The following is a 23,166-nucleotide window of genomic DNA, read 5'->3' as shown; positions in this document are numbered from 1 at the left end:
ATCTGTCTTGTTTATCATACAGGTAGAGAATGGAAGGTGACAATATGAAGTGGAAAGAAATACCTAAACCAATTAAAGTCAGACTCGTAACATCCTTTTTTAACCGGACGGTGTCATTCGCCATCATGCCGTTTATGGCCTTATTGTTCGTCGACGCGTTTAATGCTGTCGTCGCCGGATTGTTTTTAATCAGTACCGTCTTCTTAAGTTTCTTCATCGGATTGATCGGCGGGTATCTCGCCGACCGTTTCCCGAGAAAACGGCTGCTCGTCCTTTCGACGACGGCGACCGGCTTGATGTTCCTTGTGATGACGATCAGTCTCGCCGTCAATCAGATGATTGCCTTCACGATTGCCTACGCCATCTTTACCGTCACGAGTAACATCGGGCGACCGGCGATGGGGGCGATCATCATCGACGCGACGACGCCGGACAACCGGCGGGCGGTCTATGCGATCGATTACTGGTTGATCAATCTCTCGATTGCACTCGGGACGGCACTCGGAGGCTGGCTCTACGTCAGCAACAAACTGTTCCTGTTCAGCTTATTGACGTGTACGTCGCTCCTCTTACCGGTCGCGTATCATTTCCTGCTCGACGAATCGAAACACGTCTGGCGGAAACAGCCGTTCCGGTCCGTCCTGACCGACATCACGAACAGTTACCGGATCGCCTGGCGCGACCGTCCGTTCGTCAAGGTCGTGCTCGGTTCGATGTGTATCCTCGCCGCCGAGTTTTCGATGGGCAGTTACGTCGCCGTCCGGCTGGCGGACGAGTTCAAGACGGTCGAAGTCGGTGGTCTCCTCGTCAACGGCGTCCGGATGGTCAGCCTGATCAGCATCGAGAATACGATTCTCGTCGTCTGTCTGACGTTTTTCATCCAACGGCTTGCGAACCGATTTTCTAACCGGAAGACGCTTGTCGCCGGACTAACGTTATACCTGATCGGCTACATGACCGTCACGAGTGCGAATTCGATGACCGTCCTGTTGACGTTCATCTTCATCGCGACGATTGGGGAATTGTTGTATTCCCCGACGTTAAACGCTGAAAAAGCGAATATGATGCCGGAAGATAAACGCGGCGCCTACTCGGCGTTCGCCGGGACGTCCCACGCCGGGGCCGACTTGATTTCACGCTCGACGATCATCCTCGGAGCGGTCCTAGCCCCGTTCATGATGAGTGTCTATATCGGATTGATCGTCTTCCTCGGATTAGTCTTAGCGTATTCGGGTCTTTACATGAAAGAAGTCGTCGAGACGAAACGAAACGTCTCGTAATCCAAAAGGAGTGGATAAAATGGAGGAATTGACAACGGAGCGGCACCGTTTACGACGCTGGCGCATGAGTGACGCTGAAGATTTATATGCCTATGCGAAAGATCCGCGTGTCGGACCGAACGCGGGCTGGGCACCGCACGCGTCCATCGACGAAAGCCGCGCCGTCATTACGATGTTTCAGGAAGCGAATGATGGTTATGCAATCGTCGACCGGGCGACGGACCAGGTCATCGGCAGCTTCGGGATGCATACGCGCCGACCGGTCGAGGCACTGGCTGGCAAAAAACAAGTCGAGTTCGGATTCGTCCTGCACCCTGATTACTGGGGACAGGGACGGATGCCTGAGATTGTCGACGCGGCACTTGCTGTCGCTTTTGTGGAGCTTGAGATGGAGATCGTCTGGTCTGCCCATTTTGATTTTAACGGACAATCGCAACGCGTCATCGAAAAAATGGGCTTCCGCCACGTGCTCGACCGACCGTTCGTCATGGAGCGGATTGACGGGCGGACGGTGACGAGCCGGTTGTATCAATGGACGCGGGAGCGGTATGAAGCGGAACGCAAGCGAAACGTACCGGAGGATCTAACATGCTGACGATTTATCTGACGCGGCATGGCGAAACCGAATGGAACATAGAACAGAAGCTGCAAGGCTGGTCGGATTCACCGTTAACTGAAAAAGGAAAAAGAAATGCCTGTCAGTTAGGTGAAAGGCTGAAGTCTATCGCATTTCAAACGGTCTATTCCAGTCCGAGTGAAAGAAGTTTATGTACGGCTCGATTGATGATGCAGGGACGGACGTGTCCGTTTGTGATCGAGGAGGATTTAAAAGAGATACATTTTGGGGACTGGGAAGGGCAAAACAGACAGGTGTTAAGTGAGAACTATCCGCAAGCCTATTTCAACTTTTGGAATGCGCCACATCTGTATATATCAGAAACAGGTGAAAACTTCTTTGAGCTGAAACGACGTGTTCTTGCATTTTTTGAGAAACTGAAAAGTCGACATCAAACAGGAGAGGTTCTAATTGTCACGCACACAGTCGTCATTAAAATGTTGTTGGCTACTTTAAAAAAGCAACCGCTAGAAAAGTTATGGTCAACACCTCCATTCATAAAGGATACATCCTTGTCGGTTATTGAATGCGTTGAGAATCAGCTTAAAATTGTGCTAGAAGCAGACATAAGCCATATCCAACAGCAGGAACAGGTTATGGAACGTTAATTCGAAAAAATCGGCATTGAAGAAAGTGACTTTTAATAAATAGGGCTGTTTGACGGAGGGGAAGTGGAACTTTTTTCTCCCTGTCAGACAGCCTTCTTTTAATCAATGCTCATGTTTGTTTCATACCTGTAATCGCTCTAACGGTGTCAAGGAAGACGTGATCAACTCTTCGCTTTCGATAACGATTGCAGTCAATCCGCTGTCAGTTCTGGTTTCGTGCCATTCGCCGCTATCCCAAAACACGGCATCACCGCTCTGGACTTTAACGGATGTATCGTCTTCACTTCTAACCCAGCCTTCCCCGCTCACAAGTAAAAGCAACTGGGGAACAACCGCTTGATGATAACCAATTAACCCGGCGACATCTAAATGGACACACCCTATATGAACGGGCTTCTCTGTCTGCGTGATCCGCGACATTACAAAATCAGAGTCGAATTTTGTGATTTTTTTCCCGGTCTCTTTTGTGAATCGATAAAGTTTCATATAATTCCCCCGATGCATTGTTTGCTACCTGATTTAATTTCGCTGACGTTTAGACATAACCAGTTGCAGGACGATGCTAATCAGGCCTGCTATGACAAATTTGAACAAGTAGTTATCCGTTAATCCAATGAGGACGTAACCGTTGATTTTTTGAAGTAAGGTCGCTTCAGGGACCCAGTCGATGACAAATCCGATCCCGAACAGTGCCGGCAGGCTAAGTACTAGATAGACAATGATGAAGGAAAGGAGAAACGTTTTGATTTTCAAGCTAACTCACCTCTATCGCGATGTATTTATGACTGCAAAAGTACAATGATCAGGATAAAAGTAGAAAAAGATCCAGCAGACAATAAGATCAACATCTTCGGGCGATTGATTTCTTGTGAAGGTTTAAATACTTCTTTTGAAAGTGTCATCCAAATGACTAAAGAAACGATGATCACTAAAAATAAAAAATCTTCAGGCATCAGTCAGTCCTCCTTCAATTCACTTTAATCTTCAGATCGTAACCAGCTAATATAGATATTTAAATTAGTATTAACCCCTTTTGATTCTAATAGTCGTGCAACTTGTTCTTTTGAAATGTAAAAGCTTGCACTTGTATTCAAAACTAAATGCGTCAAGTATTGGGAAAGAGAGTCAAGGATGTCGGAATCTTTCGTTTTATCAATATGTTTCATCAGTTCATGAACTAATTGTTCTTGTTCTAGACCAATGGTCATCCAAGAAGCGAATGCATCCAAAACGGTGTCAGTATCCTCACTTTGAATATATTGATTAATTTCTTCAACTGAAGGATAACTCGCATAAAACGCATCAAGATCTAGTGGTTCTAAGTCTGGTTCTTGGATCAGCCAGCGGGATAGAAAATCTTGAAAGGTTGGAGCGACTTCGCGTGTGGATGCATCTGAAATGTCTAGGTACCAGATGGATGGATTTTTATCATCATGATCAAAGTTTAAGTAGTAAAAATAAATCCCTTCGCCGTCACCAATAATGACATGTTTGCCTACGACATCCCATTCCGGTAATATATGCTTCGTCGATTTGACGAACGATTCGTAGCTGAGCCCTTCGAGATAACGGATTGGTAAATAACTCGCATCTCCAGGCTCAGACCATGTGTTTTCAAAATCTACCGAAACAGTGTTATACAGGATGGTACCTCCGTTTTGATCTCTTAACAAGGTGAGAAAAATTTCCGGGAATGTCACCTGTAGTTCAGTTTCAATTTGATGGACCTCATTTTCCGATAAAGGTGCGAGAATACCATAATCGTCTTCTTTATCCCAAATGTTCATTATGTTCATTTTTCATCTCCAATCAAAAAAATGTGTAAAAGAATGAAGGGTTCCTTTTTAATAAAATCCATTTTTTTGTGAACTAAATCACTTCTAGATCTGTCGTTTCGCTAGCAGCATCGGTAAGAAAAAGTACAGATTCATACTGATCATCGAAATGAGATAACTGCTCAAAATGACGATGATTCCATTGACTCCAGTCTGATGTAAGACAAATTGTGGTAAAAAATAAGCAGCGAGTCCGATGGCGATGACCCATGTCCCTGACGAAACTGATAACCAGACGATGACGACGAGATAAAGCAACCCGATCGCATAACTGACAGGGAGCGAAAACGTCACGGTCGGCGAATCGATGAAGCGGTCGGCAAAAACGGTCACCAAGATACTGACTGAAAATAAGCCGCCGAACAGTCCGGACAACACCTTTTGACGGACAGGACTGACCGGATGCGTCGACAGGTACCGCAAAATCAGCGCGAGGCAGACGATGAGTAATGCAACTGCGCTCGCAAAACTCAATAAGAGAATGGCGCTGTAGGAGACGGAACCATTAAAGAGCTGTTGAAAAAACGAAAAACTGGATCCACCTACTAACACAAGCCCGAAGATTTGCAGCAATCCTTTCCAATCAAAGACCAGTTCGTTCGAAATCGACTGGATGTAAGCAGCCGGACTACCGCCGGTAATGGATTTGACCGATTTGCCGTCCGTCTCAGCGTCGCGCAAGTGATCCTCGAGTTCGCTGACGATGTCTTGCGTCGCCTGTTCATTTTTTCCGGAAGCTAACAAATAGATCTTTAAGTCGTCTAAAAAACGAGTTGATTCAGTGGATAAGGGATGCATTCATCATTCCTCCTTTAAAATTTGGTTGACGCTTGTCGAGAGTCTCTCCCAACGTGCCGAGAAAGCGGTCAGTTCGTCGCGTCCTGCCGAAGTGATGGCATAATACTTTCGTTTCGGTCCGCTCGGTGAGACCCGTTGCGTTGCTTCAATCCAACCCAATTTTTGCATCCGCATCAATAACGGATAAATCGTTCCTTCGCTGACGTCAGCAAAGCCATAGGTCGCAAGCTTCGTTGCCAGTTCATAACCGTAGACTTCTTCTTCTGCGATCAACGCTAGTAAACAACCGTCAAGAATGCCCTTTAACATTTGAGTAGATGACATATGAATTCCTCGTTTCACTATCTTGTATTGCAAGGTAAATATAGTTTATCACTCAATAACTTGTAATACAAGGTAGTGAATTAAATTTTCCTGATAATTGAAAAAAACAGGTGCAATCAGTATTGATATGCAATATATTAGTTTTATGGATAACTCAAAAAAGGCTCTTAAAATCAAGCGGACTTCCTTGAGTCAGGAAGTGTATCAGCACTTGCAGCAACAAATCATCATCTTGGAGCTGGCGCCGGGTGAAAAATTGAACGATTTGGAACTGGCGGAACAATTCGGTGTCAGCCGGACGCCGGTCCGGGAAGCACTGAAAAAACTGGAAGAGGAGGGACTCGTCGTCTTTAAACCCGGTTCACGGACGAACGTGACGGCACTGGATGTGGTGCAGGCACGCGAGACGTTTCCGATCGTCGCGACGCTCCATGGACTCGCGAGTCAACTGGCGTTTCCGCACATTACGCCGGAGACGTTAGAGACGTTACGCAAGCTGAATAGCGAATTTCGGACGGCAATCGGTCAGGAGGATGCCCTCGAGGCGATGCAATGTGATGATGCGTTTCATCATGTCTTCTTACAGGCAAGTCAGAATCAGCAACTGACTGAAACGTTGAGTCGCTTGACGCCGCTCGTCCGCCGGCTGGAGTTCGCCCAGTTCAGCCGGATCGGCAGTTCGTCGGCAGATGACCACGATGCGATCATTCAAGCGTGCGAACAGCGGGATGTCGATTTACTCGTCCGGTTGACGAGGCAGAACTGGAATGGGCTCGGTCGCCATATCATCGCAGCACTGAAGGAGGAGTGAAAATGCGTCCGCTCGTACTCGGTACCTTGGCGGCATTGTTTTTTGCCGTCACCTTCATCCTGAACCAATCGATGCAAGGAAGTGGGGGGCACTGGATTTACAGTGCGGCACTCCGGTTTTATTTTATGCTGCCGTTGTTGTTTATAATCGTCGCTTTTCGCCGGCGGGTCGGACACGTCTTCCGGGCGCTCCGCGAAGACCTGAAATTTTGGCTCATCTACGGGACGATCGGCTTCGGCATTTTTTACAGCGGGATTTGTTTTGCTGCCGATCATGCGCCCGGTTGGTTGATCGCCGGGACGTGGCAACTGACAATCCTTGCTGGTCCGTTGCTTGCACCGTTGTTTCAGCAGAAGATTCCCTGGACGGCGTTACGGTTTTCCCTTGTCATCGTCGCCGGCGTCATCGTCATGCAACTTGCCGTCGCGGAAAACGTCAGCCTGTCATCGATGCTGTACGGTGTCGTCCCGGTCCTGATTGCAGCGGTCGCCTATCCGCTCGGGAACCGGAAGATGCTCATGCGGTACGGCGACCAACTCGACGTGTTCGACCGGATTCTCGGGATGACGCTTGCGAGTCTTCCGTTTTGGTTCATCTTGACGGCATTTGCATACCGTTCGAGTGGCTTCCCTTCGATGGCACAAGTATCACAGTCGGCACTCGTCGCAATCTTTTCCGGCGTCGTCGCGACGTCCTTGTTCTTTTACGCGACATCGCTCGTCCATCGTGATCCCGTCCGGCTCGCGACAATCGAGGCGACACAATCGTTCGAAATTTTGTTCACCGTCCTCGGAGAAGCCGTCTTTTTACACGCGGCATTTCCGTCAGGTCTCGGACTGCTCGGTATCATCCTCGTCATGCTTGGGATGACACTCCACAGTTTTCGGCAAGCCAGTCCGACCGTTATCTCGGATTGACTTTATTTCAACTACCTTAATTTAAAAATAACTTAGCAAACGAGGGAACAAGGATGGTACTTACAGGAACACTTGTCAACACAGGACTGATCATCGTCGGGACGTTACTCGGTCTCCTGTTTCACAGAATTCCCGAGCGGACGAAAGAAACGGTCGTCCAAGCAATCGGTCTCGCCGTCGTCGTGCTCGGTGTCCAGATGGGATTGAAAAGTGAGAACTTTTTAATCGTCATCGGCAGTCTCGTCATCGGTGGGGCGCTTGGCGAATGGTTGCGGATCGATGAAAAGCTCAACCGGCTCGGCGAATGGCTTGAACTGAGAATCGGCCGGGGTCGTCCGTCAAACATCGCTGAAGGATTCGTCACGGCGACGCTGATCTTCGTCATCGGCGCGATGGGCGTGCTCGGGGCGCTTGACGGCGGATTGCGTCAGGATCACGACGTATTATATACGAAAGGACTGATTGACGGCTTTACGGCGCTCGTCCTCAGTTCGACGCTCGGCATCGGCGTCATCTTCTCCGCCATTCCCGTACTTCTGTATCAAGGGGCGATTGCGCTCGGTGCCGTCGCGATTACACAGTTCATTCCCGATGCGATCCTGCAACAGTTCATCGTCGAGATGACGGCGACCGGCGGAGTGATGATTTTAGCGATCGGGTTGAATCTTGCCGGCATCACAAAAATCCGGGTCGCAAATCTCCTGCCCGGTATCGTGATGGTGGCCGTGATCGTGACGGGGCTTCAACTGTTCGGGTTCAATTAAAAAACTGCGTCCTTCATTCCGTTGACAACGATTGTCTCCGGGATGAAGGACGCAGTTTTTTTAGTATGTGAGGTGCAACGCGTCCGCAGGTAAGACGGTCGTCGAATAATCGAGTAACTGATGCTGCTTATAGGTGAATGTGTGTTGACGCGGTGGACCGCTTAAGATGTTCGGTAAATAATGTTTTAAGTTACTGATGATCCCGATATTGTCCGGATCAAGAATCCAGTTTAGCGATTTCCAGTCGAGAATCCTTCGCGCGTTGCGCGCGGTGTCGCAAGCGTTTGACCATCCGGTAAATCGGCGAGGTAGAGGTAGATGCCGACTGCCTGTTCAGCGCGTAGGACGGCGGTACCGGCGAACTGGACTTGTGACAGCATGATTCCCGTCTCTTCGAACGTCTCCCGGATGACAGCGGCAGACGGAGTTTCACCAGGCTCGATTTTACCGCCGACACCGTTCCACATTCCCATCGCCGGCTGCTTTTGCCGGTTGAGCAAGAGGAACTGTTCGCCTTGGCGGACCAGACAAAGCGTATACGGGTAGGGTACGTCCTGCACGATCAGAACAGCTCCTTTTTCCAACTCGCATACTGTTCGTCTGACGGGACGGGTTGGATCGTTTTCTTTCCATCCGTCCAAGTCGTCAAGGCTTGTTCCGTCAAAATCCGGTGGCCGGTTTCCGTCCGGACGGCAAGTAAACTCCGTTTATTGAACGGGGAGGCGGCATGCTGCTGGATGATTTGTTCGATTGCTGCGAGCTGCTCCGGCAAAAGCGTCTGTTGGGTATAAAAATGGTAGCCGATGATGAACGTGTCGTCGAGTCCTATCCGTTGCATTTCAAGCTGGTACCCGGCACCGTTCGGGGCAATCCGGAAGCTGCCGCTTGGTGAAAGGACGGTCTCACCTGTCAATGGAACAGGGCGTAAGGCGAGATTGATTCCGAACCCACTGTCGACGAGGTACGTCGCGCCTGCATGCTGGAGGAGAATCGCGACATGGGTCGGACCAGTCGCCGACCAGACTTCGTGTTCATTGTCATAGACGGTCGCTTTGACGAGCGCGACATCAAATCCTTTGATCCGCAAAATTTCATAGAGCAGATGATTTAAATCGTAACAGACACCGCCTGCTTGATTGGTGACAAACGTCTGCTCAAGGCGTGCTTCGTTAAAAGGTAACGTCCGTTTTGAGAGGACGGCCTGATTATCAAACGGCAGGTGGTAGGCGAATGCTTCTAATAGAGATGGTAAATCGTCAAACGTAATCGGCCGGTCAAGTGGAAACTGTATCCGGGATGCGATTGTTTTCATGAGAGATGACAATTGAATTCCTCCTTTTTCAATCTCCTTAGTATGGCACAAAATGTCTGAAATTTAATTAAACAGTCTGGATAGTACCGAATCAATTGATTTTTTAAAATGAAATGAATCGATGAAAAAAGGGTTTTCGGGAAATTAAAGCGAATAACGTTCAACTAGTTCCTCATTTAACGAATCACTAGCATCGCACATATCGATAAAGTATGGTGCCTGCCATTTTTGAGTTGCGATGGCTTGTTTACTTGTTGGTGTATCCCAACTTGGATAAACACGCATCGCCATCTTTCCTTTTGTTGCATTAGATGAAAGAACATTTTGTTGAAGAAGTACTTCTTTCGGAAAGATGAATTGTCCGAATGCTGTCTCATTTTTAAAAGTCGTGATGACTAATAAATCAGGGGCTTCGTCATATCGATAGGGCTGATTCTTATTGTTGTCGTCTTTTTCCCAAAAGACCACAAACTGCCCTAGTTTTGTAGGCGTTACATGTCCTATCCGAAAACGAACGGTTTTGGAAAATATTTTAAAAGTCCCAGCACCATAGTTCGCATTTTGTGGTTCTTCTTGAACCCTCTCTAATGGTAAACGATTGGGTTCATAAATGATTTTATTTACATAATTCAGTACTTCGAAAAAATCATGCACGTTTCAGTTCACCTCTCAACGGATTTAAATGGTCTATAGTTAGTATAAAGCTGTATATCACGAATTCTATTTGAAATGACATTACACGTATAAAGGAGATCATCAATGAGACAGTCTAAAACGAATATTGAAAAAGAGATTCCGATTTTCGGACTGAAGCAGGAAGGGATGCATTATCAAAACAAGGCGAGCGTATATGCTGTTGTCGTTGATAAGGAACAACAAAAATACCTAAGCGTTCGGACTAATTCACAACATTTCTTCCTTCCCGGAGGTGGGAGAGAAGTCGGTGAAACACCGGAGCAAGCACTTCACAGAGAACTGTTAGAAAAGACGGGTTATACGATTCGTATCGAAGTACCGATTGGACGGGCCAAACAGTATTTGATAGCACGAAACGGACAAGCAATCCTCAACGATGCGTTTTTTTACAAAGTGACGTTACTCGAGTTGACACAAGCGGCAGTCGAAATGGATCATCATCCGGCGTGGCTCAGTCTTCAAGATACGGATAAGTTATTTCATGCGCATCAGAGATGGGCGGTCAGGGAAGCCGTCGATTAATAAAATCATCGAATTAAAAGCAAATGCTGGCTCCGTAAACAAAGGACACCTATTTGGCCAAATGATTTGGGTCGATGGATGCTCTAATTCGGAGCATTTCGTTGTCTACGTGCTGTCTTCTCGGAACTATGAAGTGAAGGAGTCAAAAAGCAACATAAAAGGGTTGTTCCTCTTCGTTTAAAATTTTAAGGATTCGTTCACTGAAATTTGACCAGGTCACCATGTCTAGAACTTCTTTTAAACTGAAAAAGCCGACTTCCAGACTTTCGCTGCTCGTTTGCGGTGTCCCACCGACTGCTTTTGCCAGCCAACAGGTCGCGCAAACATGTTGGCTTATGTTTTGATAGATGCCGCAAAAGCGAGTCACCTCAATATCGATTCCAGATTCTTCTTTCACTTCACGGATGATTCCGTCCTCGATGGTTTCTCCTAGTTCAATGACCCCACCTGGAAATTCCCAACCTCGCTCTGGCCCTTTAATGAGCAGGATTTTTCCGTGATCATTAAGGACGACGGCACCTGCTGAGAGTGAATGTTTTGGCATCATCTAATCTCCACCTTTATTTAAATATAAGACTTGTAACCGTCACTATATCTTGTTTTATGCTCTGCCAGTCAACGAATACTAGCTGTACAACCAGCTGATGGCATCTTTTAAGTCACTTGCAATGTAGTCAATCCGGATGTTATTTGATTCGTCACGATGGTCGCGTAACGACATTTCCCCCGCACCTGTTCGTACTAAAATTTTAATACAACCTGCTTTTGAAGCCGCCAGCATGTCGGTCCAACGATCCCCGATGACGACACAATTTTCTAGAGTTAAATTATGAGCTTTTTGCGCCTTCGATAACATGCCGATACCAGGCTTCCGGCACGTACAACCTTCTTGAGGATTGTGTGGACATATGTATACCTCATCAAAACCAAATCCAGTCAATTCCTGTTGAAAGTCTTCGATTGTTGCTAACCCTTTAGAAATACCGGGCTGATTTGTGAATGAAAATAATGGAATCCGGTCTTTTTTTAATCGATTGATTGCCAAAGCCGTATACGGAAACAGTTCAAATTCTCCTGGGTAGTGAATGGTGGTACCCCCGCCGATGGTACCATCACGATCCAAAAAGACAGCTTCTATATTTTTCATCGTTTATATCTCCTGTCATGAATTTAGTCAGTACGTCACTCCATGCCATTAAACATGCTCATTTTTATAACAAATGAATCCGTTTAGAAGAAAAATGAACTCATTAAACATAGTCAAATACGCTAAACATACTCAAAATCACTCAAAATGAGTATGTTTAGCAAGAAATGAGTTAATTTATGATTTGCCGTCCATCTGTTTAGTTATTCCATTACATGCTCTTTATTCCTTTTTTTAACATCATAAGATCGGCGACAACAGACGCGAGATACTTTCCTTAAAACGGATCATCCGCGGACGGGCAGCGTATTTTTCCCGCGTTAACAAGCTACTATCGGCGACGTCTGATAAAAAGAGCAGTTCCAGTTCTTCGCCGACCGCCGCATACGTCGCCCAGTAGACGAACGGGTGATTCGGCTGGTTCGGAATCATGATCTTCAGGGTAACGCCGGACGCTAAGGCAATCCGGCAGGCATCCATGAAACTGGCGTCCGGAATAAAGTAGGGTGACTGAATATAGATTGATTTTTCCGCCGTATGAATTATTTGGATCAGCATGTTTTTCAAGTATTCCGTCTCTGACGTTGGACCGGACGTCACGTTTTGAGCTGGGACACGGTCTGTCGAATCCGCTAGCGGTGGAATCGGTGCCGTTGACCAATCGGTTCGCTCACGGCTCGCGGCATCCCAGTCCTGTTCAAAATGAAACTCGAGTGCTTAGACGACGGGGCCGAGGACCCGCAGATGTGTGTCACGCCAGTAGCCGAACTGTTCGTCTTCCCCAAGGTACTCCGATCCGACGTTAAAACCGCCGATGTAGCCGATTTGCCGGTCAATCGTACAAAGTTTCCGGTGATTGCGGTTGTTGATCCGCAGGTTGAAGATGCCGAACGGCGAAGCGAAAAACGACCGGACTTCAGCGCCGTCTTGGTTGAAGGCAGCGAAGTCCTTCGCTTTGAGTTTCCAGGAGCCGATCGCATCATAGAGAACGCGCTGACGACGAAACCAAAACAGGTCATTCACAAAAATCTGTCCCACTCATCACAGCAACAGATTCTCAAGCAGGTATTTTAACGTTTAACGTCTAAAGTATAGCTTTAGACATACATAAGGAGTGAAACGACATGTTTACCCATCAGATCACAGAACGACTCGGATTAAAATTGATTGAACGGCAAGATGCCGACGCCCTGTTCGCCTTAGTCGACGCCAACCGGGACCACTTACGGGAGTGGCTCGGCTGGGTCGATGGAGCGACGGGACCGGACAGCTATCGCGACGAAGTGATTCCGGCCTGGCTGAAGCAGTATGCGGACGGAGACGGTTTCGCCTGCGGGATTTATTATGACGGCGCTCTAGTCGGAACGGTCGCTCTGCACGAAATCAATCAAACGTTACGCCAGACATCAATCGGCTATTACGTAACGGGAGCCGGGCGCGGAAAAAACTTGATGATTGAAGTCGTTCGCTTCATTACGGAGTACTGTTTCGTGAACCTCGGCTTGAACCGAGTCGTCATTGAATGTGCGGCCGGCAATACACGGAGTCAACGAATTCCCGAGCGGCTCGGGTTCGTCAAAGAAGGAACATTACGGTCGGCAGAACGGCTTTACGGAGAATTCCATGATATCATCGTCTACGCGATGCTTGCACAGGACTGGCAATCGAAAATGACACAGGTCGAACAAACGGAAGTAGGGCACAGCCGATGATAAATATCCGCTTTGAACCGATGACGGAAACGATGTATCAGACGTATTTACCGACGGCAATTGAAGAGTACGCCGCGGAAAAGGTGAAAGCCGGAACGTGGGTGGAAGCGGAAGCCATCGACCGGTCGACGGAAGAGTTTCGTCAACTCTTACCGGACGGACGCGCGTCAAAAGACAATTATCTTTTCTCGCTAGTCGATGAGGCGACGACTGAGGCGGTCGGCATGATGTGGTTTCATGTCGTGGAAAAAAAACAGGGACGGACGGCATTCATCTATGATTTTTCGGTTGATGCACATCACCAAGGAAAAGGCTACGGGCGACAGGCGATGGTGGCGCTTGAACAGGTCGCACGGCGGATGAACATCAAAATCATCGGACTTCATGTCTTTGCCCACAATACGCGGGCGATCAAGCTGTATGAATCGTCAGGGTACGCGCCGACGGATCTCCATATGGAAAAACGGTTGGATTAAATGAAAGCACGAAAGCAACTGTACCAGCTGCTTTCGTGCTTTTTGTTAGTTGAATTCGTTCAGCGCCACGTCTGTAACGTGTTCGCGAACTGGATGTCGGTCTCAAGTTCTCCTTCGATGCGTTTCAGAGCAAAGTCGTTCCCGGCCAACCAGTCGCGGAAATCGAACTCGACCGGCTCTTGGTCACCACCGAGCGCGAACCAGACCTTCAAGTCCTCCGGAAAGTACGCCGACGTATGAATCGTTCCGGCCCAGTGGGAGTAAAGCTCGGAAAAGACCCCTTTATCGGTATCGTTGAGCAGACGGAAGGCAGACTCCGCATCTTGAATCAAGTGCTGGTGCGACTTCATTTCCATCATCCGTCGTTTCGAGTCATCGAGATGGAACCGGTTTTCGTGTTGCAGTAAATCAAAGTGGTTCGTACAGAGATTCGTCTCCCGGACCTCGATGTCGCGTGCCGTCGCTTCGATGACGAACGAGCGCGCCGACTTATCGTGAACGACGTAGGTGAAAGAACCGCGGTGCGGCAATTCCTTGACGAGCGAAATCGCGTCTTCGACCGATGTACACGTTTCGAGGATGATCCGGCCAATCATGAAACTGACGAATCCGTCTCCGGGACGTCGCCGGTTGATGAAGTTGTAGCCCATCGCAAGACCGTGTTCGTTCATCCCGTCCATCCGACCGGTCACGCGTGACGCGGGACCGATGATGGCAGAACCGCCGTCCGTCGGTTGGAAAACGGAAAACCGTCCGTCGTAGGTCATCGGATGATAATCATAATTGCGGACTAAAAAATTATCGCCCGTCATGATCGAACAGCCGCTTTTCGGACCTTCGACGCGGTAATGACCAAAGTGAAGCAATGTGTCCGCAAGCGACAGTTCAAGTTCATCTTGGAGTCCGAGGATTTCATCCCACATGTGCGGGACATACCGTAAGAACATTTCTTTTGTTTCGAACGGGTCGACCTGAAAGCGTGGAACCCGAATCTTCCAGTTGTCTTCCCGGTTATGGAGTAATTCATTTTGTTTGACGTACCGTCCTTGTTCGCGACCGAACTCGTAGTGGGTGCCGCGAAACTGGGTGATTTCATTAGCGACCTGTTGCATGACGACTCATCCTTTCTGCTTCTCGTACTGTCGATTATACCGAACGACTCCACAAAAGTCGTAGCCGACGCATTGGCGGTAACACATCATGGATTGGAAAAATTCCGTAAAAAGAGTCAAACATCGCTTCATTTTACCGATATAGAAAAGGGAGGGGGAAGATGGATGAAAAATTTGACGGTACGAAGAAAGATTCAAATGTTGATTGCGACGGCAATCGTCGCGATGGTCCTGATTACGAGTGCAAGTATCTACTTTTTAAATCACATGGCCAATGCATCTGAAGCGATGTACGAAGAAAACTTAATCCCGGTTCAAGAAGTCGGACAGATTCGGATTGATACCCGGGCGCTCGATTCGTTCCTCGCCGAGATGATGTTGACGAAAGATCCGGCACGTCTCGAAGAACTGGAGGGACAAATCGATCAACGTCAAGCACAAATCCGGACATCGATTACTAAATTTGAGCGGACGGCGAACATTGGTGCCCGTGAAAGAAAACAACTCGTGGAATTGAATGATCTTGTCATCGCCTACGACAATGGACTCAGTACGATTCAAAGTTTAGCGATTGAAGGGAGTAAAGAAGAGGCTTACGAAACATACGCGACAGGTCTCGAACAAGTTCGTGATCAAGTCGCTGATACGGCAGCAAGCTTGATGAAATCGATGACGAATCAAGCGAAGTCGATCAACGAACAAAATCAGGCAGAGAAACAGACAGCCTTTTACTTAATGTCGGCAATTTTCATCGGATCGTTGCTTTTGTTTGCGATTTTAGCGATTTACATCATTCGCTTAATCACGCGACCGATCCGTTCACTCCAAGGCTGGATGGAACAGTCGGGTGATGGTGATTTGACGGTACGTGGTGATTACAATTCAAAAGATGAACTTGGACAATTGACGGCATCGTTCAATACGATGACGGAACAGTTGCATCATGTCATCGTCGAGATGACGGGCACGTCGAACCACGTCGCGAAAGCATCGGACGAACTGAGTGCGAACGCGGAAGCGACGACGAAAGCGACGGAACTCGTCGCCGTGACAATGGAAGAAATCGCGAGCGGATCGACACGACAACTGGGTCAAGTCTCGGGCGCGTCACGAACGGTCGAGGAATTGACGTCCGGCATCCGCCAAGTCGCGCGGAATGCGCAACAGATGTCTGACGTGACCGGCGACGCGATGGGGAAAGTCGAGCAAGGCAGTCAAGTCGTCGACAAACTCGGCCGACAAATGGAACAAATCAATACGGACGTCACGGAACTTGGACACGTCATCGTCGGACTCGGTGGTCGCTCAAAAGAAATCGGGCAGATTACGGCGTCGATCACGGGCATCGCCGCGCAAACGAACTTACTTGCCTTAAATGCAGCGATTGAAGCGGCACGTGCCGGGGAGCAAGGGCGCGGATTCGCCGTCGTCGCAGCAGAAGTCAAGGCGCTCGCCGAACAATCGGCGGTTGCGGCGAAGCAAATCGAAGGATTGATTCAAGTCATTCAGCGGGAGACGGAACATTCCGTCGTCTCGATGGAGAAGGTATCAGGCGAGATGACGAGCGGGATTCACGTCGTCGCAGCAGCGAGTGATTCGTTCAAGGAAATCGAGCGCTCGATCGTCGACGTGACCGATCAAGTCGAAGAAGTATCCGGTGCTGTTCAGGAAATGGCAGCGGGCAGCGAACAAATCGCGGCTGTCATGCGGGAAATCCAGGGCGTCACGGAAAGTGCTGCTGCCGGAACGGAGAATATTTCAGCGTCGACGGAAGAACAGATGGCATCGATGCAGGAAATTTCATCGGCCTCGCAGTCGCTTGCGACGATGGCAGAGGATTTAAAAGGACTAGCGGACCGGTTTCAAGTTTGAATCGATTTCGGATCGTGAAAGATAAGATCATACAAAAACGACGGATGCGACGCTATTACAGCGAAAGGCATCCGTCGTTTTTATTGGTTACGAAATTTTAGTTTTATCCGTTTGCTTCGGGAACTGGTTTGGCTTCGTCAGAATGAATCGGACAGCCATGTAAGCGACGAACATACCAAGCGCGCCACCGAGTGTATTGAGCAATAAATCATCGACGTTGAAGGTACGACGGAACAGCAGACCGACATAACTGAAGACAAATTGCAGCGTCTCAATCACAAAGCTCGTCAGAAAAAGGAGCAGCAACCCTGTTGTGAACCGTATTTTGAAAAGGAAGACAAGATAGACGCCGAGCGGCAGGAACAAAAGGAAGTTATAAGCAGTCAACTTTACTGAATTCCAAAAGAACCAATTGCCTTGCTGTCCTGCAAGCATCCAATCGTTAATAAAATGGAAAGGGCGCAACTGAATATCGATTGATCCTGCTTGCGGAGGGAAATAAACGAAACCGATTGTCAAGTGGACGACGACAATCGCGTACACGAGAAAGCTGTACATGATACTTCGTTTGCCTAAGTGATTAAATGCCTGTCTTCTGAAATCAAATCCGGCATACATCAATAATCCGAGTAGTCCGAGCAGGGTGAAAACGGGAAATGAGATGGATGGCATATGATGCTCCTTTACATAGATAAATTGTCGCCCTTAAGGTTGGACGCGTTTCGCTTTTTTTTGTTTCCATAACATGAATGCGATGATTCCTGTCGTGATAAGATAAAACACACCATAGAATTGCTACATCCAATAAGGCAAATCAAACAGATGGATGACGCGAAATCCAGCTACAAGCATGAGGCATAAGATGAATGCTAGTTTTGTATTCAAACACATCTACCTCCTAGACTATTGAATCTGTGAATTGGGAATAAAAGACCAAAAATAGGATAACACAACAAAAACCCGTTCGTCTTTCATTATTAGGAATTAACATTGTTTTTGTGGAAAAAGCAGGGATTTTGAATGGGAGTGCCGTAATATGCTTTTAAGGACAGTAAATGAAAAATCGGAGGAATGAATATGACTTTTCCCGTTTTACAAACGGAGCGATTACAGCTCGTCGAAGTAACACCCGATCATGCGGAAGCATTATTTGAAATCTTATCGGACGAGGCAGTGACGCGCTTTTACGGGATGGACCCGTTGACGTCCGCCGAACAGGGAACCATGATCGTCAAGTCGTTTGACGACACTTATAAAACAAGACGCGGCATCCGCTGGGGGATGGTCGACAAGGAAACCGGAGCGTTCATCGGGACGATTGGCTTTAATCACTTGAGTGAATACAGCAAGAAAACAGAAATCGGTTTCGAATTAAGTCCCACTTATTGGGGGAAAGGCTATACATCGGAAGCGGTCCGGGTAATTTTGCGGTATGCGTTTGAAGAACTTGATTTATTCCGTGTCGGAGCCGTCACCTTCCCGGATAATGTCGCGTCAATCCATCTCCTCGAAAAACAAGGGTTCGTTCAAGAAGGCAAACTGCGGGGTTATCTCTATCAAGGTGGACGTTCGCATGATGGGTGTTTGTTTTCGATAATTCAACCGGACTGGGTGGTGCAATCATGAAAACACCACAACGGTATTTCAACATACTTGGACTTTTCCTGATGGGCGGTATTTTTTTAACACTGGTGACGATGCCGGTCGCGATTGATAAAACCGGGCACCTGCACATCGACCGGACATTGTTTTTACATGATGAAAAATTGTTGTCCTTCACCGTATTCTTTTTGATTGCATTCGCGCTTTATTTTTTGGTCGTCAATCTACCGGCGTTCACATCCTTTACACAGAACAAAAAATAATCTTTTAAAAATCATTGAATAACGAGTTAGTTATATAATAGACTGTTTATGTTAGAACACGTGGCATAGGAAAAGAGGAGGAGGCGAGGGGCCATTGAACACAGACGTCGAAACAGTCAGTGCCTATTTGAAATTGCTGAGTGACGGAATCCGGCTTGATATGTTGAATCGCCTGCAAGAGCGTGAACACTGTGTCTGTGATTTCGTCGATGTGTATGGCATATCCCAGCCGGCAATCAGCCGGCATTTGAAATTATTACGGCAAGCGCACATCATCTTAGAACGACGCGATCGTCAGTGGATTCATTTTCGGCTTAATCCGGACCATTCACACTATGCATTGCTCGTGACGATTTTAGCAACACTTGAACGACCGTCCTTGACGGAAGGAAATATGTGCTGACCGGAAAGGTCACTTTTCGGTTGGTCGACAGCGTCCTTATATAACAAGGTTGTTATGTGAAGTTGCTGAAATTAAAATTTTTTATAGAAATGAAGTGACGATTTTGACTGGAACACACGTACTTGCGATTGGAATCTTTTTAATCACGTTATTTTTAATCATCAAACAACCAAAAGGTCTCGGGATCGGTTATTCGGCGATCGGGATGGCCATCATCGCCTTGCTGACCGGCGTCGTCAATCTTGACGATGTCGCGACCGTTTGGGGCATCATCTGGAACGCGACCTTTACCTTTATCGCGCTGATCATCATCTCGCTGATTTTAGACGAAATCGGATTCTTTGAATGGGCCGCCTTACATATGGCACGAATCGCCAAAGGCGGCGGATTGAAATTGTTCATTTACATGACGCTGCTTGGTGCAGGGGTCGCTGCCTTGTTCGCAAATGACGGCGCCGCGTTGATTTTGACACCAATCGTCCTCGCGATGGTCCGGCACTTAAAGTTACCGGATTATGTCGTCCTCGCGTATGTCTTCGCGTCCGGCTTCATCGCCGATACGGCAAGTCTGCCGTTCGTCGTTTCGAACCTCGTCAACATCGTCTCGGCCGACTTCTTTGACATCGGCTTTACGGACTATGCGGCGCGGATGGTGTTCGTCAACGTCTTTGCAGTTTCCGGGAGTTTACTCGTACTTTATCTTTACTTCCGTAAGAGTATTCCGAAGACTTATGACGTGACACAACTCGTCGCACCACGCGCGGCGATCAAAGATCAGCGAATGTTCAAATTATCATGGGTGGTCCTCGTGCTGCTTGTCGTCGGTTACTTCACGAGTGATCTTATCGGGATTCCCGTCAGTCTCGTTGCCGGCGTCATCGCCTTGTTCTTCTTACTGATGGCCCGCCGTTCACCAAGTGTCCCGACGAAACAAGTCATCGCCGGTGCACCATGGGCAATCGTCTTCTTCTCACTCGGGATGTACATCGTCGTTTACGGTCTGCAAAATGCCGGTCTGACGCAATTTTTAGCGGACATCATCGATGGGTTTGCGACAAATCTCGCCGCTGCGACGTTCGGGATGGGCTTCCTCGCTGCCATTTTGTCATCAATCATGAATAACATGCCGACCGTGATGATTGATGCACTCGCGATCGATCTCAGTCAGGCAACAGGATCGATCCGGGAGGCCTTGATTTATGCCAATGTCATCGGCTCCGACTTAGGTCCGAAAATCACGCCGATCGGGAGTCTTGCGACGTTACTTTGGTTACACGTCTTACGGACAAAAGGTGTTAAAATTGGGTGGGGACAATACGTTAAGATTGGAACGATTTTAACGGTTCCGACGCTTGCGATCACCTTACTCGGTCTTTACATCAGCTTGTTACTTTACTAAGGGGGATTATTCATGAAACTACTCATCATCGGTTCAGTTGCTGCCGGAACATCGGTCGGCGCAAAAGCCCGTCGGAACGACGAATCATTACAAATTACGATTTATGACCGCGATCAAGACATCTCGTACTCGGGTTGCGGCATCCCGTACTTCGTCGGTGGCGAGATCGAAGACATCGATACCTTGACACCACGGGACGCGGCATTCTTTAAAAAACGTTACAATATCGACGTCAAGACCCGACATGAAGTCGAATCAATTAATCATCAGACGAAGACGGCGACCATCTTAAATGGCGTAACGGGTGAACGCTTCGAGGATACGTACGATACGCTGGTCCTCGCGACAGGTGCGTCAAGCATCATTCCTCCATTTCCCGGTGTTGATGCACCAAACGTCTTTTCCGTCCGGAACGTCCAGAACGCGGGAGCGATCCGTACGTACATCGAGCAACACGATCCGAAGACGGTCACGATTGTCGGTGGCGGATTCATCGGACTTGAGATGGCGGAACAGTTGACGTACCGCGGCATTGCCGTCACGCTCGTCGAACGACTACCGCAAGTCATGCCGCCGCTTGATTTTGATATGGCGTCACGTGTCGGCGATCATCTTGAAAGTAAAGGGGTCCGGCTGTTGTTAAATGAATCGGTCACGGCATTGACGGGCGAAGGCAAAGTAGAGCAAGTCGAACTCGCGAGCGGAAAATCAATTGCGACGGATTTCGTCATCCTCTCGGTCGGCGTCAAACCGAACACGGAACTGGCGACGCAAATCGGCGTCACACTCGGTCAGACGGGGGCGATTGCCGTCAATCCGCAAATGCAGACGAACGTGAAAGACGTCTATGCCGTCGGTGACGTCGCAGAGAGCTTTTCCGTCATTACGGGCGAAGCGATTTATCGGCCGCTCGGTTCTACAGCGAACAAGATGGGTCGGATTGCCGGGATGGTCATCACCGGGGAAGAGGCAGCACATCGCGGCATTCTCGGGACGGGGATTTTCAAGGCATTCGATTTGACGGTCGCCCAAACTGGCTTGACGGAAAAAGAAGCCCTTGCCGCCGGATTCGATATTGAGATTTTACACAACATTAAACCGGACCGTCCTGAGTATATGGGCGGAAAGGATATGGTCATCAAAGCGATTGCTGACCGAAAAACAGGACGGGTCCTCGGCGCACAGATCGTTGGACCGCAAGGCGTCGACAAACGGATTGATGTCCTCGCGACGGCAATCACGTTCAAGGCGAAGGCGGAAGACTTATTCCACCTCGATCTTGCCTATGCCCCGCCGTTCTCGACGACAAAAGATCCTGTCCTCTACACAGGGATGGCGCTTGATAATGCGATTAAGAAGACGGCCCGCTTAGTGACACCGGAAACATTAATCGAGCAAACGGCGGCGGAAGAGGCGATTCAAATCATCGATACGCGGTCGAAAAAACAGTTCGAGAAGAATCATGTCGACGGCGCGGTTCATATCCCACTCGGCGAACTGCGGACGCGGGCTGCGGAACTCGATCCATCCATCCCGACGGTCGTCTATTGTAATAAAGGCGTCACCGGCAATGCAGCGCAAAACGTGCTCAAGAATCTCGGGTTTACGGATGTCTGTAACTTGTCCGGTGGAAATACGAACTATCAGCACCTGAAGCATTGTTTTTCTAAGAAATAAGCGGAGAACCGGATAAATAAGAATCACGCTCCGCTAGTCGGGGCGTGGCTTTCAATGTATAGGAAAAGTCATGTTCGGTAATACGCGTCGTTGTTTTTCGTTGCTTTCCTCGGGTGAGGCGCAAGCCGTTGCTCCTTGATCCTCACGGACAAGGAGCAGGGTCTTGCCTGCCTCTTAGCAGCGCGTTGATCACGCGCTTTTTCCCGCAGGAGTCACCGAAACACGACGCGATTTATGTGATGATTGAGGAGAGCAGGCATACAGATAGTTTAGAGCACTATCCGATGTAGCGTTTTTATTCTCCATAAAATTTGTTTAACGTACAAGAACCACGTTCCGACTAGCGGAACGTGGTTCTTTGTCTTGTCTGTTGAATTAATCGTGTAGCGTCACTGTGAAAGGTTGACCTTTTTTAATGACCTGCTGCTGCGCATCAAGGACGTCACTCGTCAAAAACTCCAGTTTTTCAACGGGACGTTCCGTGATAAAACCAAGGTTGCCGCTGCGCTGTTCCGATGGCTCATATGTCCCGGCCAATGCTTCGAGGTACAGGTCATCATCAATTGTTTTTTCTGTCGATTGATTGATTTTTACATGAGCAACCGGATTGAACGTGACCGGTTGCTTGCTCGTATTCGTAACCGTGACGCGGATCTTCACCATATCGAATGCTTCTTCATGGGTGAAGCCGTGAAAGAAATCAATCATCGCGTAACTCGGACGGGTCTGAATAACTTTTACTTCCTCGATTGTCATGTCAATCGGTCCAATCGAGTGAGTTTGTTTGACGGACTGGATTTGTTGTAACGTCAATTCACCTTTATCGTCACGAACCGTCTGATTCCGTTTCGTCAACATCCGGTCGTCCGGCAATTGCGGGTTCGGCACATAGACGTCCGTCTTTTCAAGTGCGACGGAGGTGTGTGTGACGGGTGGTGCCGGCAGATCAGCTGAAGAATCACTACATCCGGCAAGGATGGTTCCAAGCGTGATCGAGAGCAGGAGTCGCTTCATGGTGGA

Annotated in this window: 30 protein-coding genes and 1 pseudogene; 15 read left to right on the top strand and 16 right to left on the bottom strand. The window is 48.3% G+C overall.

Translation table 11 applies throughout. From position 1 onward, the window contains the following. Positions 1-44 precede the first annotated feature (44 nt). The 3 genes from KNQ05_RS06135 to KNQ05_RS06125 are packed head-to-tail and all read left to right on the top strand — an operon-like array spanning position 45 to position 2,504. Positions 45-1,280 (top strand): MDR family MFS transporter, encoded by a 1,236-nt coding sequence (locus KNQ05_RS06135; protein ID WP_214804741.1) that lies wholly within the window; start codon positions 45-47, stop codon positions 1,278-1,280. Between the two features lie 19 nt (positions 1,281-1,299). Next, a complete protein-coding gene (locus tag KNQ05_RS06130; protein WP_214769399.1) occupies positions 1,300-1,875 on the top strand; it encodes a GNAT family N-acetyltransferase in 576 nt (191 codons plus the stop codon). Then, a complete protein-coding gene (locus KNQ05_RS06125) occupies positions 1,869-2,504 on the top strand; it encodes a histidine phosphatase family protein (protein ID WP_214804739.1) in 636 nt (211 codons plus the stop codon). The genes KNQ05_RS06130 and KNQ05_RS06125 overlap by 7 nt, the downstream gene beginning before the upstream one ends. Positions 2,505-2,624: 120 nt before the next feature. On the opposite strand, the gene KNQ05_RS06120 is transcribed toward KNQ05_RS06125, so the two are convergent. From KNQ05_RS06120 to KNQ05_RS06095, 6 genes are all read right to left on the bottom strand, one after another. Further along, complete coding sequence (locus KNQ05_RS06120) at positions 2,625-2,990, bottom strand: cupin domain-containing protein (protein ID WP_214769395.1); 366 nt, start codon at positions 2,988-2,990, stop codon at positions 2,625-2,627. Positions 2,991-3,023: 33 nt separating this feature from the next. After that, entirely contained in the window at positions 3,024-3,257 is a 234-nt protein-coding gene (locus KNQ05_RS06115) for a hypothetical protein (RefSeq protein ID WP_214804737.1), read from the bottom strand. A 26-nt stretch (positions 3,258-3,283) separates the two neighbouring features. Beyond that, on the bottom strand, positions 3,284-3,457 hold the full coding sequence (locus KNQ05_RS06110; protein ID WP_214769391.1) for a hypothetical protein: 174 nt from the start codon (positions 3,455-3,457) through the stop codon (positions 3,284-3,286). A gap of 24 nt (positions 3,458-3,481) precedes the next feature. Then, a complete protein-coding gene (locus KNQ05_RS06105) occupies positions 3,482-4,300 on the bottom strand; it encodes an SMI1/KNR4 family protein (RefSeq protein WP_214769388.1) in 819 nt (272 codons plus the stop codon). 84 nt (positions 4,301-4,384) lie between these two features. Continuing rightward, entirely contained in the window at positions 4,385-5,137 is a 753-nt protein-coding gene (locus tag KNQ05_RS06100; RefSeq protein ID WP_214804735.1) for a hypothetical protein, read from the bottom strand. A gap of 3 nt (positions 5,138-5,140) precedes the next feature. After that, positions 5,141-5,461 carry a PadR family transcriptional regulator gene (locus KNQ05_RS06095; protein WP_214769383.1) on the bottom strand — a complete coding sequence of 107 codons (321 nt, stop codon included), beginning with the start codon at positions 5,459-5,461 and terminating at the stop codon, positions 5,141-5,143. 127 nt (positions 5,462-5,588) lie between these two features. Here KNQ05_RS06095 and KNQ05_RS06090 point away from each other — a divergent pair, with 127 nt between their 5' ends. From KNQ05_RS06090 to KNQ05_RS06080, 3 genes are read left to right on the top strand one after another with little or no spacing between them, the layout of a single operon-like run. Then, positions 5,589-6,272, top strand: a complete 684-nt coding sequence (locus KNQ05_RS06090; RefSeq protein WP_353049616.1) for a GntR family transcriptional regulator — start codon at positions 5,589-5,591, stop codon at positions 6,270-6,272. Positions 6,273-6,274: 2 nt separating this feature from the next. Then, a complete protein-coding gene (locus tag KNQ05_RS06085) occupies positions 6,275-7,189 on the top strand; it encodes a DMT family transporter (RefSeq protein WP_214804733.1) in 915 nt (304 codons plus the stop codon). A 53-nt stretch (positions 7,190-7,242) separates the two neighbouring features. After that, positions 7,243-7,953, top strand: a complete 711-nt coding sequence (locus tag KNQ05_RS06080) for a DUF554 domain-containing protein (protein ID WP_088836990.1) — start codon at positions 7,243-7,245, stop codon at positions 7,951-7,953. Between the two features lie 60 nt (positions 7,954-8,013). Here the strand turns inward: KNQ05_RS06080 and KNQ05_RS06075 are convergent. From KNQ05_RS06075 to KNQ05_RS06065, 3 genes and pseudogenes are all read right to left on the bottom strand, one after another. After that, positions 8,014-8,513 (bottom strand): annotated as a pseudogene (locus tag KNQ05_RS06075) (NUDIX hydrolase). Positions 8,514-8,515: 2 nt separating this feature from the next. After that, a complete protein-coding gene (locus tag KNQ05_RS06070) occupies positions 8,516-9,277 on the bottom strand; it encodes an arylamine N-acetyltransferase family protein (RefSeq protein ID WP_251132434.1) in 762 nt (253 codons plus the stop codon). A gap of 132 nt (positions 9,278-9,409) precedes the next feature. Beyond that, on the bottom strand, positions 9,410-9,919 hold the full coding sequence (locus KNQ05_RS06065) for a MepB family protein (protein WP_088836992.1): 510 nt from the start codon (positions 9,917-9,919) through the stop codon (positions 9,410-9,412). Between the two features lie 105 nt (positions 9,920-10,024). On the opposite strand from KNQ05_RS06065, the gene KNQ05_RS06060 reads away from it, so the two are divergent. Further along, positions 10,025-10,483 (top strand): NUDIX domain-containing protein, encoded by a 459-nt coding sequence (locus tag KNQ05_RS06060; RefSeq protein WP_214804731.1) that lies wholly within the window; start codon positions 10,025-10,027, stop codon positions 10,481-10,483. Positions 10,484-10,625: 142 nt separating this feature from the next. Here KNQ05_RS06060 and KNQ05_RS06055 read toward each other — a convergent pair whose 3' ends face one another. The 4 genes from KNQ05_RS06055 to KNQ05_RS15660 form a co-directional block, all read right to left on the bottom strand. Beyond that, positions 10,626-11,030, bottom strand: a complete 405-nt coding sequence (locus tag KNQ05_RS06055) for an NUDIX hydrolase (RefSeq protein WP_214804729.1) — start codon at positions 11,028-11,030, stop codon at positions 10,626-10,628. A gap of 78 nt (positions 11,031-11,108) precedes the next feature. After that, on the bottom strand, positions 11,109-11,630 hold the full coding sequence (locus KNQ05_RS06050; protein ID WP_214804727.1) for an HAD-IIIA family hydrolase: 522 nt from the start codon (positions 11,628-11,630) through the stop codon (positions 11,109-11,111). Between the two features lie 240 nt (positions 11,631-11,870). Continuing rightward, a complete protein-coding gene (locus KNQ05_RS15665; protein WP_251132435.1) occupies positions 11,871-12,188 on the bottom strand; it encodes a phospholipase D-like domain-containing protein in 318 nt (105 codons plus the stop codon). A gap of 159 nt (positions 12,189-12,347) precedes the next feature. Continuing rightward, positions 12,348-12,653 (bottom strand): phospholipase D-like domain-containing protein, encoded by a 306-nt coding sequence (locus tag KNQ05_RS15660; protein WP_251131957.1) that lies wholly within the window; start codon positions 12,651-12,653, stop codon positions 12,348-12,350. A 101-nt stretch (positions 12,654-12,754) separates the two neighbouring features. Here KNQ05_RS15660 and KNQ05_RS06040 point away from each other — a divergent pair, with 101 nt between their 5' ends. Continuing rightward, positions 12,755-13,342 (top strand): GNAT family N-acetyltransferase, encoded by a 588-nt coding sequence (locus KNQ05_RS06040; protein ID WP_214765887.1) that lies wholly within the window; start codon positions 12,755-12,757, stop codon positions 13,340-13,342. Then, entirely contained in the window at positions 13,339-13,818 is a 480-nt protein-coding gene (locus KNQ05_RS06035; RefSeq protein ID WP_214765889.1) for a GNAT family N-acetyltransferase, read from the top strand. Before KNQ05_RS06040 ends, KNQ05_RS06035 begins: the two co-directional genes overlap by 4 nt. A 59-nt stretch (positions 13,819-13,877) precedes the next feature. On the opposite strand, the gene KNQ05_RS06030 is transcribed toward KNQ05_RS06035, so the two are convergent. Then, positions 13,878-14,930 carry a C45 family autoproteolytic acyltransferase/hydrolase gene (locus KNQ05_RS06030; RefSeq protein ID WP_214804725.1) on the bottom strand — a complete coding sequence of 351 codons (1,053 nt, stop codon included), beginning with the start codon at positions 14,928-14,930 and terminating at the stop codon, positions 13,878-13,880. 165 nt (positions 14,931-15,095) lie between these two features. Here KNQ05_RS06030 and KNQ05_RS06025 point away from each other — a divergent pair, with 165 nt between their 5' ends. Continuing rightward, positions 15,096-16,802 carry a methyl-accepting chemotaxis protein gene (locus KNQ05_RS06025; protein ID WP_214804723.1) on the top strand — a complete coding sequence of 569 codons (1,707 nt, stop codon included), beginning with the start codon at positions 15,096-15,098 and terminating at the stop codon, positions 16,800-16,802. An 87-nt stretch (positions 16,803-16,889) separates the two neighbouring features. Here the strand turns inward: KNQ05_RS06025 and KNQ05_RS06020 are convergent, their stop codons facing one another. Further along, entirely contained in the window at positions 16,890-17,474 is a 585-nt protein-coding gene (locus tag KNQ05_RS06020) for a VanZ family protein (RefSeq protein ID WP_214804721.1), read from the bottom strand. Positions 17,475-17,879: 405 nt separating this feature from the next. Here KNQ05_RS06020 and KNQ05_RS06015 point away from each other — a divergent pair, with 405 nt between their 5' ends. The 5 genes from KNQ05_RS06015 to KNQ05_RS05995 all read left to right on the top strand — a co-directional run bounded on the left by KNQ05_RS06015 (position 17,880) and on the right by KNQ05_RS05995 (position 22,146). Continuing rightward, positions 17,880-18,428 (top strand): GNAT family N-acetyltransferase, encoded by a 549-nt coding sequence (locus KNQ05_RS06015; RefSeq protein ID WP_214801486.1) that lies wholly within the window; start codon positions 17,880-17,882, stop codon positions 18,426-18,428. Then, positions 18,425-18,667 (top strand): hypothetical protein, encoded by a 243-nt coding sequence (locus KNQ05_RS06010; RefSeq protein ID WP_029333604.1) that lies wholly within the window; start codon positions 18,425-18,427, stop codon positions 18,665-18,667. Before KNQ05_RS06015 ends, KNQ05_RS06010 begins: the two co-directional genes overlap by 4 nt. Before the next feature lie 94 nt (positions 18,668-18,761). Then, the gene (locus KNQ05_RS06005) at positions 18,762-19,070 is read left to right on the top strand and encodes an ArsR/SmtB family transcription factor (RefSeq protein WP_214765897.1); all 309 of its coding nucleotides are present in this window, start codon (positions 18,762-18,764) and stop codon (positions 19,068-19,070) included. A 94-nt stretch (positions 19,071-19,164) separates the two neighbouring features. After that, complete coding sequence (locus tag KNQ05_RS06000) at positions 19,165-20,469, top strand: arsenic transporter (protein ID WP_088838476.1); 1,305 nt, start codon at positions 19,165-19,167, stop codon at positions 20,467-20,469. A gap of 12 nt (positions 20,470-20,481) precedes the next feature. Beyond that, a complete protein-coding gene (locus tag KNQ05_RS05995; RefSeq protein WP_214804719.1) occupies positions 20,482-22,146 on the top strand; it encodes an FAD-dependent oxidoreductase in 1,665 nt (554 codons plus the stop codon). Positions 22,147-22,521: 375 nt separating this feature from the next. On the opposite strand, the gene KNQ05_RS05990 is transcribed toward KNQ05_RS05995, so the two are convergent. Next, the gene (locus KNQ05_RS05990; protein WP_214765901.1) at positions 22,522-23,160 is read right to left on the bottom strand and encodes a DUF4352 domain-containing protein; all 639 of its coding nucleotides are present in this window, start codon (positions 23,158-23,160) and stop codon (positions 22,522-22,524) included. Positions 23,161-23,166 lie beyond the last annotated feature (6 nt).

The sequence above is a fragment of the Exiguobacterium sp. s125 genome (assembly GCF_018618605.1).
GTDB classification, from domain to species: domain Bacteria; phylum Bacillota; class Bacilli; order Exiguobacteriales; family Exiguobacteriaceae; genus Exiguobacterium_A; species Exiguobacterium_A oxidotolerans.
The sequence above is the reverse complement of the archived record's forward strand: the minus strand, read 5'-3'. Positions and strand labels throughout refer to the sequence as shown.

What these genes read in the sequence shown, in the direction of transcription:
- KNQ05_RS06135 (WP_214804741.1), top strand. Translation starts at nt 45, where the DNA reads ATGAAGTGGAAAGAAATACCTAAACCAATTAAAGTCAGACTCGTAACA.
- KNQ05_RS06130 (WP_214769399.1), top strand. Translation starts at nt 1,300, where the DNA reads ATGGAGGAATTGACAACGGAGCGGCACCGTTTACGACGCTGGCGCATG.
- KNQ05_RS06125 (WP_214804739.1), top strand. Translation starts at nt 1,869, where the DNA reads ATGCTGACGATTTATCTGACGCGGCATGGCGAAACCGAATGGAACATA.
- KNQ05_RS06120 (WP_214769395.1), bottom strand. Translation starts at nt 2,990, where the DNA reads ATGAAACTTTATCGATTCACAAAAGAGACCGGGAAAAAAATCACAAAA.
- KNQ05_RS06110 (WP_214769391.1), bottom strand. Translation starts at nt 3,457, where the DNA reads ATGCCTGAAGATTTTTTATTTTTAGTGATCATCGTTTCTTTAGTCATT.
- KNQ05_RS06105 (WP_214769388.1), bottom strand. Translation starts at nt 4,300, where the DNA reads ATGAACATAATGAACATTTGGGATAAAGAAGACGATTATGGTATTCTC.
- KNQ05_RS06100 (WP_214804735.1), bottom strand. Translation starts at nt 5,137, where the DNA reads ATGCATCCCTTATCCACTGAATCAACTCGTTTTTTAGACGACTTAAAG.
- KNQ05_RS06095 (WP_214769383.1), bottom strand. Translation starts at nt 5,461, where the DNA reads ATGTCATCTACTCAAATGTTAAAGGGCATTCTTGACGGTTGTTTACTA.
- KNQ05_RS06090 (WP_353049616.1), top strand. Translation starts at nt 5,589, where the DNA reads ATGCAATATATTAGTTTTATGGATAACTCAAAAAAGGCTCTTAAAATC.
- KNQ05_RS06085 (WP_214804733.1), top strand. Translation starts at nt 6,275, where the DNA reads ATGCGTCCGCTCGTACTCGGTACCTTGGCGGCATTGTTTTTTGCCGTC.
- KNQ05_RS06080 (WP_088836990.1), top strand. Translation starts at nt 7,243, where the DNA reads ATGGTACTTACAGGAACACTTGTCAACACAGGACTGATCATCGTCGGG.
- KNQ05_RS06060 (WP_214804731.1), top strand. Translation starts at nt 10,025, where the DNA reads ATGAGACAGTCTAAAACGAATATTGAAAAAGAGATTCCGATTTTCGGA.
- KNQ05_RS06055 (WP_214804729.1), bottom strand. Translation starts at nt 11,030, where the DNA reads ATGATGCCAAAACATTCACTCTCAGCAGGTGCCGTCGTCCTTAATGAT.
- KNQ05_RS06050 (WP_214804727.1), bottom strand. Translation starts at nt 11,630, where the DNA reads ATGAAAAATATAGAAGCTGTCTTTTTGGATCGTGATGGTACCATCGGC.
- KNQ05_RS15665 (WP_251132435.1), bottom strand. Translation starts at nt 12,188, where the DNA reads ATGCTGATCCAAATAATTCATACGGCGGAAAAATCAATCTATATTCAG.
- KNQ05_RS06040 (WP_214765887.1), top strand. Translation starts at nt 12,755, where the DNA reads ATGTTTACCCATCAGATCACAGAACGACTCGGATTAAAATTGATTGAA.
- KNQ05_RS06035 (WP_214765889.1), top strand. Translation starts at nt 13,339, where the DNA reads ATGATAAATATCCGCTTTGAACCGATGACGGAAACGATGTATCAGACG.
- KNQ05_RS06030 (WP_214804725.1), bottom strand. Translation starts at nt 14,930, where the DNA reads ATGCAACAGGTCGCTAATGAAATCACCCAGTTTCGCGGCACCCACTAC.
- KNQ05_RS06025 (WP_214804723.1), top strand. Translation starts at nt 15,096, where the DNA reads ATGAAAAATTTGACGGTACGAAGAAAGATTCAAATGTTGATTGCGACG.
- KNQ05_RS06020 (WP_214804721.1), bottom strand. Translation starts at nt 17,474, where the DNA reads ATGCCATCCATCTCATTTCCCGTTTTCACCCTGCTCGGACTACTCGGA.
- KNQ05_RS06015 (WP_214801486.1), top strand. Translation starts at nt 17,880, where the DNA reads ATGACTTTTCCCGTTTTACAAACGGAGCGATTACAGCTCGTCGAAGTA.
- KNQ05_RS06010 (WP_029333604.1), top strand. Translation starts at nt 18,425, where the DNA reads ATGAAAACACCACAACGGTATTTCAACATACTTGGACTTTTCCTGATG.
- KNQ05_RS05995 (WP_214804719.1), top strand. Translation starts at nt 20,482, where the DNA reads ATGAAACTACTCATCATCGGTTCAGTTGCTGCCGGAACATCGGTCGGC.
- KNQ05_RS05990 (WP_214765901.1), bottom strand. Translation starts at nt 23,160, where the DNA reads ATGAAGCGACTCCTGCTCTCGATCACGCTTGGAACCATCCTTGCCGGA.